Source organism: Paenibacillus sp. FSL R7-0273 (assembly GCF_000758625.1).
Taxonomy (GTDB): Bacteria; Bacillota; Bacilli; order Paenibacillales; family Paenibacillaceae; genus Paenibacillus_AQ.
Genome location: NZ_CP009283.1, coordinates 3,347,210 through 3,360,028, shown reverse-complemented (window position 1 = coordinate 3,360,028; position 12,819 = coordinate 3,347,210). Strand labels below are relative to the sequence as shown.

At 50.5% G+C, this 12,819-nt stretch carries 12 protein-coding genes; 3 read left to right on the top strand and 9 right to left on the bottom strand.

Features of this window, described 5'->3' with window-relative positions; all coding sequences use genetic code 11:
- Positions 1-72 precede the first annotated feature (72 nt).
- Positions 73-960, top strand: a complete 888-nt coding sequence (locus tag R70723_RS14475; RefSeq protein ID WP_039872975.1) for a helix-turn-helix domain-containing protein — start codon at positions 73-75, stop codon at positions 958-960.
- A gap of 64 nt (positions 961-1,024) precedes the next feature.
- On the opposite strand, the gene R70723_RS14470 is transcribed toward R70723_RS14475, so the two are convergent.
- From R70723_RS14470 to R70723_RS14455, 4 genes are all read right to left on the bottom strand, one after another.
- Positions 1,025-1,822 (bottom strand): DUF3221 domain-containing protein, encoded by a 798-nt coding sequence (locus R70723_RS14470; protein WP_039872974.1) that lies wholly within the window; start codon positions 1,820-1,822, stop codon positions 1,025-1,027.
- An 81-nt stretch (positions 1,823-1,903) separates the two neighbouring features.
- Positions 1,904-3,067 (bottom strand): Gfo/Idh/MocA family protein, encoded by a 1,164-nt coding sequence (locus tag R70723_RS14465; RefSeq protein WP_179087987.1) that lies wholly within the window; start codon positions 3,065-3,067, stop codon positions 1,904-1,906.
- Between the two features lie 114 nt (positions 3,068-3,181).
- Positions 3,182-4,699, bottom strand: coding sequence for a YcdB/YcdC domain-containing protein (locus R70723_RS14460; protein ID WP_039872972.1), 1,518 nt, complete (start codon positions 4,697-4,699; stop codon positions 3,182-3,184).
- 33 nt (positions 4,700-4,732) lie between these two features.
- The gene (locus R70723_RS14455; protein ID WP_039878772.1) at positions 4,733-5,599 is read right to left on the bottom strand and encodes a LysR family transcriptional regulator; all 867 of its coding nucleotides are present in this window, start codon (positions 5,597-5,599) and stop codon (positions 4,733-4,735) included.
- Positions 5,600-5,724: 125 nt separating this feature from the next.
- Between R70723_RS14455 and R70723_RS14450 the strand changes: the two genes are divergently transcribed.
- Positions 5,725-6,627 (top strand): DMT family transporter, encoded by a 903-nt coding sequence (locus R70723_RS14450; protein ID WP_039872971.1) that lies wholly within the window; start codon positions 5,725-5,727, stop codon positions 6,625-6,627.
- Between the two features lie 69 nt (positions 6,628-6,696).
- Here R70723_RS14450 and R70723_RS14445 read toward each other — a convergent pair whose 3' ends face one another.
- A complete protein-coding gene (locus R70723_RS14445; RefSeq protein ID WP_039872970.1) occupies positions 6,697-7,464 on the bottom strand; it encodes a stalk domain-containing protein in 768 nt (255 codons plus the stop codon).
- Positions 7,465-7,704: 240 nt separating this feature from the next.
- Here R70723_RS14445 and R70723_RS14440 point away from each other — a divergent pair, with 240 nt between their 5' ends.
- Entirely contained in the window at positions 7,705-8,712 is a 1,008-nt protein-coding gene (locus R70723_RS14440; protein ID WP_039872968.1) for an ABC transporter substrate-binding protein, read from the top strand.
- A 31-nt stretch (positions 8,713-8,743) separates the two neighbouring features.
- Here the strand turns inward: R70723_RS14440 and R70723_RS14435 are convergent, their stop codons facing one another.
- From R70723_RS14435 to R70723_RS14420, 4 genes are all read right to left on the bottom strand, one after another.
- A complete protein-coding gene (locus tag R70723_RS14435) occupies positions 8,744-9,514 on the bottom strand; it encodes a M15 family metallopeptidase (protein WP_197071805.1) in 771 nt (256 codons plus the stop codon).
- A complete protein-coding gene (locus R70723_RS14430) occupies positions 9,514-10,773 on the bottom strand; it encodes an FtsW/RodA/SpoVE family cell cycle protein (protein ID WP_039872967.1) in 1,260 nt (419 codons plus the stop codon). Before R70723_RS14430 ends, R70723_RS14435 begins: the two co-directional genes overlap by 1 nt.
- 62 nt (positions 10,774-10,835) lie before the next feature.
- On the bottom strand, positions 10,836-11,174 hold the full coding sequence (locus tag R70723_RS14425) for a PadR family transcriptional regulator (RefSeq protein ID WP_039872965.1): 339 nt from the start codon (positions 11,172-11,174) through the stop codon (positions 10,836-10,838).
- Between the two features lie 132 nt (positions 11,175-11,306).
- Positions 11,307-12,761, bottom strand: a complete 1,455-nt coding sequence (locus R70723_RS14420; protein WP_039878770.1) for a DHA2 family efflux MFS transporter permease subunit — start codon at positions 12,759-12,761, stop codon at positions 11,307-11,309.
- Positions 12,762-12,819 lie beyond the last annotated feature (58 nt).

Genomic DNA, 12,819 nt, shown 5'->3' with positions numbered 1-12,819 from the left:
AGGCTCCTTTTAAGCAAAATCTCTCCTTATCTTGTGCTAATATAGCTGAATCTTGTGGGAGTTGATACCGGCGTGTCCTATCCGAAAGAGCTCAAGGAATATCCCCAGCTTGAAGAGAAAACCTATCCCTTCCGCGTATTCTTCAACGAATGCAGGGATGCCAGGCCGGAGCAGAATATTCTGTTTCTGCACTGGCATGAGCATTTTGAAATCATTGTCATGCAAAAGGGCAGCGCTATCTTTCATGTGGACAGCAAACCATACCCTGCTGCACCGGGCGATGTGCTGGTCGTCCCTTCCGGCGGCCTTCATGTCGGCTACAGCCTCACTGGCGGGGATATAGCCTTTGTCTCCGTTGTGTTCCATGCCTCACTATTCAAGGACAGGAACCTGGATTCCCAGCATGAGCAGTTTGTGGCACCCTATTTAGAGAACAGGTACCAGTTCCCTGTTAAGCCGGCGGAGAATCTTTCTGCCTGCGCCGCTTACTATCCCCTGCTAGAATCAGTGATTAATGAAGTGCAGCTTAAGGGTCCTGCTTTTCAGCTTGTGGTGAAGAACCAGCTGCATTTGTTCTTTACGCTGCTGGCCCGCTCCTTTCCCCCGCAGCAGCTTGAAGGAAGACAGCAGAGTGAGCGGTATTCGGTTAACCGGGAGCGCTTTAAGCCGCTGCTGGAGTATCTGGACAGCCATTATGACGAGAAGATCAGCATTGATTTTGCGGCAAAATTCGTTAATCTCAATCCCTACCATTTCTGCAAAACCTTCAAAAAGCTGACCGGACGTACCTTTATCGATTACGTTAACCTGTGCAGGGTCAATGAAGCTGAGCGTCTGCTGCTGGAGACGGATGCAACCATAACTGAAATTGCCGGCAGGGTGGGCTGTGACAATCCCAACTACTTTACAAAGCTGTACAAGCAATATAAAGGGGTCACTCCATCAGCAGCAAGAAAGTAATACCCCTCCCGCGCAAAAAGAGCACTCTTCAGCTTTTGTGAAGGGTGCTCTTGCTTATTTAGTGCTACTCCAGCAATTCAATCCTCCGGACGGTAGCCTGGGCCGGCAGCGATTCCAGAACCGTTCCCGTCCCCCAGATGTGGACCTGCTGTCCTTTCTTCAGTCCTGAAAATTCGATTCTCTGTCCTGCGGCATCATATAGCTCTGAACGGTCATTGAAGGAGAACCAGTAGGTCGGATTCTCTTTTCCCGGCTCCAGGATCAGAATACTGTCTACAGGCCCGGACTTCATTTCAACAATGGTTCCGGTTACACTCGGCTCCCCCAGCTCCTGAACCTCAAAGCGCAGCATGCCGGGATCGATCAGCTGGTTCAGCGTCTCTTCTGCATTTTTCAGGTAATCGTCCGGTACGGTGATGCCAAGCTTGTTCTGCTTGACGTCAATCCAGGAACCGTAAAGATTAAGCTGCTTGTGCATGTCCTTGTCTGCCAGCAGCTGCTGGGCTGCTTCAAGCTCACCGGCAGAATATTTCACATCGTGCAGACTATAGCTGTCCTTAGTGAATTCGCCGGCAAAACGATCCTCAAGCCCGCTATTCAATCCCACGATGTTGACATGCACCTTGTTGTCTTCCAGATAAATATCCCCGTTGAGTATGCTTTCATCTGCCAGGAAGTGCTGAATCTTCTCCGGATCAGCCGCAGTAATTCCGGCAGAAGGAACTACTGCCCCTTGTACCGGCGCAGGAGAAGCGCTTGCTGCGGGTTCAGCCTTACCGGTTACATCCCCGGCATCTCCGCAGCCTGCAAGCAGCAGGCTGAAGAGGCCGAGGCTGATTGCTGCTGTTTTCCATTTGAACATATTCAGCCTCCTTTCCATAAGTTTCTACTTTTCTAAACGCGCAGAAGCAGGGAAAGGTTGCTGGTTATGACAGGCAGAGGTCTACATCTCCGTTATCTGAACCCAGCGCCGCTCCTCAATGGAACGCTCCACCGCTTCCAGTACAGCCTGGCACTTCACACCATCGTTAAAATTAGGCTCAGGCTGACGGTCCTCGGCAATAGCGGAGGACAGCTCCAGCATTTCATGGATGAACGTATGCTCGAAGCCGATTGTATGTCCAGGCGGCCACCAGGCCTCCGCATAATCATGCGCCGGATCTGTAGCAAGCACACGCCGGAAGCCCTGCACATCCTCAGCATCGGAGGTCAGATAGACTTCCAGCTCGTTCATCCGCTCAAAGTCGAATTTTACACTGCCCAGGCTGCCGTTGATTTCAAAAGCATTCGTCGAACGGTGTCCTGCAGCAAACCTTGTTGCCTCAAAGCTCCCGATAGCCCCGCCGGTGAAACGGGCCAGAAACAGCGTCGCATCATCTACAGTGACAGGACCTCTCGGCGCATCCTTGCCTGCTCTTGCGCTAAGTCCGGTCATCTCCGAGGCCAGCGGACGCTCCTTGACGAAGGTTTCGCTCATGCCGATTACCTCCTGGACATTCCCGACCAGGAAATGGGCCAGATCGATCAGATGGGCACCCAGATCACCGTGTGAACCCGAGCCCGCGACCTCCTTCTGCAGCCTCCAGACAAGCGGAAATTCAGGATCCAGAATCCAGTCCTGCAGAAACCAGGCGCGGAAATGATAGATTTGCCCGAGCCTCCCGCTATCAATCAGCCGCTTTGCCAGCCGCACCGCCGGGGAGAAGCGGTAATTGAAGCCGATCATATGCTTAACCCCGGCTGCGTCGGCTGCTTCCAGCATTTCACGCGAATCTGCCAGATTCAGCGCGAGCGGCTTTTCGCAGAAAATATGCTTGCCCGCCTTCGCAGCCGCCAGTGCGATTTCCTTATGGACGTTGCTTGGCGCATTGATATCTATAAGGTCAATATCTTCTCTTGAGACCAGCTCCTGCCAGTCCGTTACACTCTCAGACCAGCCCAGCTGGCCGGCCGCCGCGGATACCGCCTCTTCATTACGGCCGCAGATCACTGCCATCTCCGGCTTCAGCGCCTGCGGAAAAAACATCGGCAGACTGCGGTATGCATTACTGTGTGCCTTACCCATAAACTTGTACCCGATCATTCCAATGCGAAGCTGTTTCATCATACTCCTCCTTGAATGAATTCGCTTTCATGTAAAACTTCTATTATTGTACCATAAACATTCTGATTCTATGGAATTCACCTTGCATCTCCGGAATTCTCCCCCTCCGCTCCATCCCTAAACAAGGGCTCCGGTGAGGGCATCAACATATCGTTGTTTCTGTATACCGGCAGCCTGTGATCCATCTTTATCCTGAAGAGCACTGAGTCCATAAATCAGCCGGTAACAGAACTGATTATTGTCCAGGTCAGTCATCCTTTGCCATTTGAGCTCGAGCTCAAGGGAGTTTTTACAGGCCTCCAGGGCTTCATCCGGACTGAGCTCCGGGTGCAGACTCACTTGCTTCAGCTGCTGTAGCATTAAGCCTGAAGTCCCTTTATAATGACTAACTTGCCCGGTTGATGTGTTTACATTGACCATAACCAGTTCTCCCTGAGCAGGTGTATCTCCCCTGTAAACAGGCAAACAGAATAATTCACTGCTGCGCTCTTCACTGTGATCGGCATCTGCCGGTTCCTCCAGCCGCAGCCAGGCCGCATATTCAGGAAACACACTGCCCAGAAACCGCTCTGCCTTTTGCCAGCATTCCTTGCGGCCCAGGCTTCCGGACTGCGGTTGCCTGCCCGTTTCATAACGGTGAAACCGCAGAAGCATTCCCGTCGTCTTTTCAATCTCCAGCCTGTACGGCGCTTTCCGCTGTTTAACTGTTTCTGCCCATTTATTATTTAAGTAATTGTGCAAAGAGAGCGTTGTAGATTCTGGGCCGGCTGGCTTCATGCTTATTAGATTATAGGTTAAATACAGACACTCATCATCCTCTGTTTTATCAAGCACAAGTTCATTTGGGGCAATTCCAAGCAGATTTTCCCATTCAGAAATATTAAGGAGCGCGTTAGATTCAGATTTAACTCTTGTATTCTCACTGTTACCCGGAATCAGCGGATAGCTTGGCGGTAAGGCGTAATGCTCAGCTCCGTATAGATCCTCGCCGGTCACCGCATCGATCAGCCACATCCCGGACAACAGCTGATAAACGAGCCGGAATTCTGCCTCCATGTCTCCGCTTTGCGCTGGAATGGCAGCGATCTGGAGCTCCATCCGGCTTTGGTCCAGTATCTGATCCATTATTAAATGCTGCTGCAGAATCCTTGACGGCCATTCCGGAAGCGGAGCAACTCTACGGTGGTACCTGTAACGGATATTTTCCATTTGCTGATCCAGAACAATCTCACAGCCGGTATACGGCAGCGGCAGGCCGCCTGCTTCTTCTCTGTAGGCAAACCTGTAGCCTGTGCTATGAAGTGTCTCAATCCAAGAATAATGATCCGCTTCCCGCACATAATGAGCCACGAAGCCGTCTGCCATTTCCCTGGCAAGTTCTGGGCTGCTTACAGCTGCCTGGCTCAGAAACCCCTTGCAGAAAAGGGTCTTTACATCCGCGTTGACAAGAGCACCGGTAGCCAAATCCAGCCCGATTTCAACTGCTGTCTCCGGACTCTCAGGGTCCTCCCAGACAAAAGTCCGGTTCACAGGCTGTCCGGCAGGTGTATCATCCTCCGCAACCAGCCTGTAATGGCCGGGAATAGCGAACATTTCCATAGCTTTTGCACGCAGTATATCTTTATTAATAGTCATTTCAGCCTCCCTATTACGAATTCTGTCCGTACATTATTTCAGCCACTCCTGTACATGCTTCAAAAACCGCCGTGTAGCAGGTGAAGCGTCCTTCAGCGAATGTACAGCTATCCCCAGCGAACGGAAGCTCCGCTCCTCCAGCTCAAGCATGGCTACGTTGTGATTCTGGCGGGTGATAATCATCTCCGGCAAAATGCTGATGCCCAGCCCGTTTTCCACCATCGCAATAATCGCCGAATCATCCCCTGCTGTAAATTTTATATTCGCTTTTATTCCCGCCTTGTCCAGTACACGCCGGGCGTCATAATCTGAGCCGGGCTTCTGGATAATGAAATCCTCATGGGCAATCTGAGCAAGCGGCATATACGGTGCTCCGGATAATGGATGTTCCCTGGAAAGAACTGCAAGCATCCTGTCCTGCTTCAGCGGAAACACCTCGAATTTATCGCGTGTCGGCAGGGAGATAAAGCCGCAGTCAACAATGCCTGCATCAATCCACTGCTCAATTTCGTAATACCCGCCATCCATTAGCTTAAATTCAATATACGGGTACTCCCTGCGGAATTCCTTGATCATCCCGGGCAGCCAGTGTACCGATACACTGGTAAAGGTACCAATAGTTATCGTACCGGTCTCCAGCCCGTGAATATCAGCCACCTGCTGCTTCAGCTGCTCATTCCACTTAAGGATTTCCCGCATCGCCGGCACCACCTGCTCCCCGTTAACCGTCAGCCTGACTCCTGAACGGCTCCTCACCAGCAGAGTAAAACCGAATTCATTCTCCAGACTGCTGATCGTGTGGCTGATTCCCGATTGGGTAAAGCCCAGTGCCTCTGCTGCTCGTGTTAAACTGCCCAGCTCCACGACAGTCAAGAACACCTCATATTTTGTAAGACTCAATTTATCAGCTCCTGCAGTTACATGAATTATCCTCATGTATTCCATGATAAACATTCAGTTACCTTATGTATTTGGCAGTATTATACTATAATCACATGATAAGAAAAAGGATGCTGATGATACGAATGAAGCCGCTTAAGGCCGAGCTGCTGCTCTTAATGGTAACGCTGTTTTGGGGCTCCTCCTACATTTTTATGAAAATGGGTCTTGGTTCCCTGGGAGAATTTAACCTGATCGCCCTGCGCTTCGGTCTCGCCTTTGTACTTGCGGCTGCACTATTCCATAAAAGGCTGCGCAGCATCAATCTCCGTACATTACAATACGGGGCTCTGCTGGGTGCCCTGCTGTTTGGCGTGTTCACCTGCATTACCTTCGGACTGCAAACGACCACAACCTCGAACGCCGGTTTTCTGGTTGCGCTGACCGTTGTGTTTGTGCCGCTGCTTGAGGTCCTGGTCTTCCGCAAAAAGGTCGCCCCGCCGCAGGTTTTCGGCACTGCACTCGCAATCGCAGGCATCGGGCTGCTCACGCTTAATACCTCACTGAGTATACAGCCCGGCGATTTCCTCTGCATTCTGGCAGCCCTCTTCTATGCCGTGCAGATTCTTGTCACGTCTAAAGCGGTCAAAAGCTGCGACTCACTGAATATCGGTATCCTGCAGCTTGGCTTCGCCGGAGGCTATGCGCTGGTTTTCTCAATTATTTTTGAGACACCTGCATTTCCCTCCTCGATGCCCGGCTGGATCGCCATTCTGGCCCTTGGCATTCTCTGCAGCGCCTGCGGTTTCATCCTTCAGCCTGTTGCCCAGAAGTTCACTACTCCGACCCGAACCGGACTGATCTTCTCCCTGGAGCCGGTATTCGCAGCTTTCTTCGGCTACTGGTTCGCGGGGGAGCAGCTGTCGATGCAGGGGTATGCCGGTGCTGCGCTGGTAATGCTGGGTATTGTCGCATCTGAGTTGCTTGGCAAAATGCCCGCAGTTCACCATCCGCTGCGCAGCTTCAGGAAGCGCAGGGCCGATTTATAGACGGATACACAAACAGCCCCGGCATGAAGCCACCGGGGCTGTTTTGTTAGCTATCCAGATAAGAATTAATTAATGCGGATTCGCCTGAGCCTTCTCAGCCGCCGCAGGCGCAAGCTTCAGCGCAGTCAATTTACCGGTATTATCGACAATCAGCGTCAATACTGCTTCTGATGATGAAAATGCCAAGGTGCTCTCAATAATGAAGGCATCGTCCTTCCAGGTGCTCACTGCAGATTTTACTCCCATATAATTTCCCGCGGTGCCCGCCACCTGCTCCCAGCTCTGGCGGATCAGAGGCAGGTCAGCAGTCTGGCTGCCGCCGCTGATATATCTTTTCTGCAGCTCCTCATACTGTCCTGTCGCGAGCAATGTGGTTACCGCTCCCGCCGTTACCTCAGGCGAATAAATCTCTGCCAGATTACTTAACGGATTATAACCGGCAACCAGTCCAAGAGAGGTTAGAAAAGACAGCGGTACATACAGCCTACCCTGTCTAGTCTCAATCGTGCCTTCATATGCTACCTTTTGCTTGTCGGCCAGAATAATTTCCTTGTTGCCCAGCCGGAATTCAATTATTTCTGCTGCACGGCTGAGCTGAACCGTACCCGTACTGCCTTTATAGGTGATTTTGTATTTCAGCGCCTCAGCAACCTCACGCAAGGGTACCAATACATTTGTACCGTTCTTGTAAGTAGACGAATCTGCCAGCTGCACGGCTTGTCCGTTAACAACAACACTCAGGCCTGCGGCTGCTTTTGCCTCATTTACTGTCCATATCCCTGTTCCTGCTGCCAATAACAGAATACTAAGGATAACAGCTGCGACTTTGCTCTTCATCCCGATCACACCTCTCCTGTATTAGAATTATTATGCACGCTGACTGCAGGGAATAGTCTTATAGTTAACAATAACCGATTTGCTGCCAGTAATAACCTGTTTTATGTAAAACAAGCTCTGATTGGCATAAAGATTATATTCTTTAGGGACAAGTGTCTTGTGCAAAGAAAACAGATATGGTAAATTCATATCCAGCAATAGTGATAATGATTATCATTATTAAATAGAGAGGGGTTTAACATGTTCACATTAAAAAGTTACCTATCATTGCTTTGCAGCACGATTCTCCTCGTTCTTGTGCTGGCTGCCTGCGGCAGCAGCGCCAATAACAGTGCCGGGAATGCTGAGGCATCCGCTACTGCAACTCCGGCACAGACTGCTGAACCGGCCGCTGCTGCCACAGCGCAAGCCTCTGCTGCTGGCGATTCCCGGAGCTTTACAGATGCAAAAGGCCGTCAGACTGACATTCCGGTTCATCCGCAGCGGATTGTCTATATCGGCAGTGATCCCGGCGATCTGCTCGCCCTGGGCATAAAGCCCATCGGAGCCAGTCTCAGTGTTATCGGGACACAGGTAGCCTACCCGGACCTGCTCAAAGGCATTGAGGATGTCGGGTATCCCCCGTCACTTGAAAAAATTGTAGCCCTTGATCCTGACCTCATTCTGTTTAATGACTGGGATGAATCAGGAATCGAATCGGCAGCCGCAATTGCCCCTACGGTTGTAATCGGGGAAGGCGGCACCTATGAGCGCCTTAAGATGATTGCTACTGTACTGGGTATGGAGAGCGTAGCAGATCTAAAGATTGCAGAATATGAAGCAAAAGCTGCGGATGTCAAAGATCAGCTCAAGCTGGACCCCGGCTCCGGTGACACGGCTACAATCTATCTGCAGCTCGGTAAGACGCTTTATGTGATGGGTCATCAGGGGATTTCAGTGTCGCTGTACGATATGCTGGGCTTCAAACCCGCCTCTAAAGTTCAGGAGATGATTGACAAGGACGAGCGGTTCGCAGAAATATCCGCCGAGGTTCTGGCTGAATATGCCGGTGACGAGGTGTTTGTGCTCGGTGATGAGACGGCGGAAACCTCCGCCGCCGTGCAGGAATTAATGGAAGGGCCGATCTGGAAGACCATCCCTGCGGTGAAGAATGGCCATGTGTACGTTACTGACAGCAAATGGAACTTTGATGATCTGATAACCCGGACCCGTCTGCTCGAGGAGCTTCCAGTATTAATGTCCAGATAGTATCTCTGCTGCTCTTATATTAAGATAAGTTCTACTCTACATTAAAATCAAAATATTTGGCCGGATAAGGCTCATTGATCAGCGTAAAATGCCACCATTCCTTGGCATACGGCTTAAAGCCCTGCTTGACCATCGCATCCTTCAGGATTTTACGGTTCTGGTGCTGGGCGGTGCTGACCAGGGTAGTATTATAGTAAGAAATTTCACCGAAAAAATCATACGGGCTGCCCATATCGACAAGGGTGCCCGTTTTTTTGTCGGCCAGCGTCAGATCGACCGTACTTCCCCGGGAATGCCCTGATTTCTTCGAAATAAATCCAAGCTGAAACAGGTTCTGCTTATCGAGCTCCGGATAATAGAGCTGCTTATTGATAATATCCGAAGCATCCCGGGACCACGCAACAAACCGGTTAACAGCCTTTTGCGGACGGTAGGCATCGTAGATTCTCAGAATATATCCTTTGGCTGACAAATCCTCACTCACCTTTTTCAGGGCGGTTGCCGCTTTGGAGGTCGCGATTGCCAGGGGTGCCTTATACCCGCTGACGGGTGCACCTGTAAAATTATATTTGCCATAGTATCTGATCTGATACTGAGCTTCCGGGATCACTTCATCGAGGTAGACGAATCCGGATGGCAGTTTATTCTTCTTCATCACGTTGTTGATCGCCGGTTTCCATGCTGTATCCTGGCCGGTTGCGGCCTGTGCGGCAGCTTGGTAGTCCGTATACAGGACTGCACCGCCGCAGATCAGCATGACTGCTGCCAGTAACCAGCCTCGTGCTGGCCTTGTCTCCCTCATTAAGCGGCTGCTCCCCTTTCATTCTCCTGTGCAGGTATAATATCCTTCCGCCGGTAAATGCCCATAAGCAGACCCAGCACGGCAAATTCTATCAGTACATGATTACCGTAATTCAGAAAAGGAAACGGAAGGCTTGTCAGCACCATTTTACCACTTATTATACTCAAACCATAGGCAATCCTTAGCGCCAGCATCAACGATAAAACCAGAATTACGGCCCGTCCATACGGCTCCCTTACTGCCTTGAAGGCGGAGAACAGCCGGATAAAAAACCACACAGCTGCTGCAATTAGCAGTAAGCCTCCACTCCAGCCAAAGCAATTAATCAGATAGGCCGGCAGCATATCGGTATAGAGATACGGAAGACTCTCCAGCCTCGCTCCGAACCCGTGCCCGCGCCAGCCCGCTGCTGCAAACGTTTCATTTAGTACCTTATACACATACCCGCTGCCGTCAGGATCAAGCGTATGATTAAACGCTCCGGTGATCCGCTGCCGGATTTGCTGATTATTCCAGACGTATGCTGTACCGGAGATCAGGATCAGTCCGCCTGCAATAATAGAACGAAGCCAGGCTCCGGTAATCCAGGTGTAAAGCACAAGTGCACAGATTAGATAAGTTAATAGCTCAGGCCATACTCCCGCCCACCAAAAGGCACATACTGGAATGAACAGTACTGTGAGATCAATCCATACTCCTCTTAGCTTATTTATGTTCACAGCTGTTTTAGTTTGTGATAAAATTCCGGCAAGTCCAATCAGCAGTATGTAAGGACTGTAAGATATGAAATCAATTGCGAAGCCTCCCTTGGCCAGAAAATACCTGCTGCCTCCAGCCGAAAAGCCATACAGCACACTATATACTATTCCGGCAATTGCACCTCCATACAGCCACCACACTCCTCTTTGCAGCTTGCGGAAATCAATGAAGTACATTCCACACATAATCAGACAGCCCAGCAGCAGATAGATCATCTGATTCCTGACAAGATTGAAATCAGGTTGCGGTAATGCACCGGCCGCTTCCACAGAACTTAATCCAGTCAGGCTAATTGCGGAAAATATTAGTAAAGCACTAATCAGACTCCACGGCGTTTTGGGCCGGTGAATTTTGTGTAAACCTTTACCGAGCGTTTGGGGATCACCCATTTGGCGGATGGCTTCAGATATAGCCTGTTCTTCGGACATTCCCTTGCTTTGCTTTTCTTCGATCAGATCCTCAAGATGCCCTGCCAATTCCCGGCGGATGTCCGCGTGCATCTCCTTTGCTTTAATTTCTCTGCATACCTCATGCAGAAAATTCTCCCGATTATCCTGCTGCTTCAGCTTACTCCCCCTCCTTCCCCCAACACCCCATCTACTGCTCCTTTAAATAAGTGCCACTCTGCTTTTTTCTCCGCCAGCTTCTGCCTTCCTGCATCAAGAATCCGGTAATACTTGCGGCTGCGCCCCTCTACCTCCTCCCAGTACGCTTCCACCCAGCGCTCGCTCTCCATGGCATGCAGGATCGGATACAGCGTCCCTTCCTTTAGCTCAAATACTCCCTGTGACCGCCGCTCCAATTCTTTAATTAATTCATAGCCGTAATGCGGCTTGTCCTGCAGCAGGGTCAAAACCAATGTTCCTGTGCTGCCCTTCAGCATCTCCTTGCCCACCTTCATTCCTCTCACTCCCTACGCTGGCTATACCTCGTAAATCTATGTATAACATACATGATCCTCCGGTTAAAGTCCAGTATATGTAAAAAAGGCATACCCGCAATGCGGATATGCCTCTCAATGGATAATATTAGATTAGTGCATCGGTGCCTGTGATTTATGCTGTATCACTACACGTTTGATGAAGAAGGCAACGATCAGGCCGATCACAGCCATCACCATTCCGAATACAAAGGCATTCTGTACCCCGTGGGTAAAGGCAGCCAGACCATTCAGCGGGTTGGTAGCGTCGGTTACAGTTTCCATGTAGCTTTTCGTACCGGAAGTCATGATGCTGACAGCAAGTGCAGTACCGATCGCGCCGGCAACCTGCTGCAGTGTGTTCATGATTGCCGTACCGTGGGGATAGTATTCCAGCGGCAGCTGATTGATGCCGTTTGTCTGTGCAGGCATCATGATCATCGAAATCCCGATCATCAGCGCGCTGTGCAGAACAATTACGAAAATCACAGTCGAAGTAGTGGTAATGCTGGAGAAGAACCACAGCGATACTGCTACTACTACCAGACCCGGAATAACAAGCCATTTTGGACCATATTTATCGAACAAACGGCCCATAATCGGTGACATCAGACCATTGATAATACCGCCCGGCAAGAGCAGGAGACCTGCTTTGAACGCCGAGTAGCCCTGACCCTGCTGAAGATACATCGGAAGAATCAGCATGGAGGAGAGAATGATCATCATACAGATAAAGATCATCAATACAGCTACTGTAAACATCGGATATTTAAAAGCACGCAGGTTAATCATCGGCTGCTTCATAGTCAGCTGGCGGATGACGAACAGCACAAGGGCAATCACGCCGACGGCAATCGCAGCAATAACCTTAGTGCTTCCCCAGCCGCCTTCTTCACCGGCGCTGCTGAAGCCAAATACGATACCGCCGAAACCGGCGGAGGACAGAATAATGGACAGTACATCAATCTTCGGCTTGGTAACCTCAGAGACGTTCTGCATGAAGAGAATTCCGCTGATCAGGGACATTACAAGGAACGGAAGCGACAGCCAGAAGATCCAGTGCCAGGTCAGGTTGGAGATCAGCAGACCGGCAATTGTAGGGCCGATCGCAGGTGCAACCATGATGACGAGACCGATGAGTCCCATCGCTCCTCCTCTTTTTTCAGGCGGAATAATGACCAGGATCGTATTGAACATCAGTGGCAGCAGTAGTGCCGTACCCATCGCTTGCACCACACGTGCAAGAAGCAGGATTTCAAAAGACGGTGCCATCGCGGCAATAAAGGTTCCCACGATCGAGAAGCTTACCGCAGCTACAAACAGCTGTCTCGTTGTAAACCATTGCAGCAGCATACCGGAAATTGGAACCAGGATGCCCAGTGTCAGCAGATAGGCGGTTGTCAGCCATTGTGCCGTTGATGCTGTAATCTGCAGAATATTCATTAAGTCTGACAGCGCGACATTCAGCGCCGTTTCACTGAACATGCCGATGAAGCCGGCGAGCAGTAAGGAAACAAGAATCGGGATGGTTTTAAATTTCTTTACCTCTGGTTGTTGCTTGCCTTGCATTGTTGCTTCCACTCTTGTATCCTCCTGATTTGTGTAATTTCTCTTTCTCTCTGTCTTT

Coding starts and splice junctions, on each gene's coding strand:
- R70723_RS14450 (WP_039872971.1), top strand. CDS start 5,725: ATGAAGCCGCTTAAGGCCGAGCTGCTGCTCTTAATGGTAACGCTGTTT.
- R70723_RS14440 (WP_039872968.1), top strand. CDS start 7,705: ATGTTCACATTAAAAAGTTACCTATCATTGCTTTGCAGCACGATTCTC.
- R70723_RS14435 (WP_197071805.1), bottom strand. CDS start 9,514: ATGAGGGAGACAAGGCCAGCACGAGGCTGGTTACTGGCAGCAGTCATG.
- R70723_RS14470 (WP_039872974.1), bottom strand. CDS start 1,822: ATGTTCAAATGGAAAACAGCAGCAATCAGCCTCGGCCTCTTCAGCCTG.
- R70723_RS14430 (WP_039872967.1), bottom strand. CDS start 10,773: ATGCACGCGGACATCCGCCGGGAATTGGCAGGGCATCTTGAGGATCTG.
- R70723_RS14425 (WP_039872965.1), bottom strand. CDS start 11,174: ATGAAGGTGGGCAAGGAGATGCTGAAGGGCAGCACAGGAACATTGGTT.
- R70723_RS14445 (WP_039872970.1), bottom strand. CDS start 7,464: ATGAAGAGCAAAGTCGCAGCTGTTATCCTTAGTATTCTGTTATTGGCA.
- R70723_RS14460 (WP_039872972.1), bottom strand. CDS start 4,699: ATGACTATTAATAAAGATATACTGCGTGCAAAAGCTATGGAAATGTTC.
- R70723_RS14420 (WP_039878770.1), bottom strand. CDS start 12,761: ATGCAAGGCAAGCAACAACCAGAGGTAAAGAAATTTAAAACCATCCCG.
- R70723_RS14465 (WP_179087987.1), bottom strand. CDS start 3,067: ATGATGAAACAGCTTCGCATTGGAATGATCGGGTACAAGTTTATGGGT.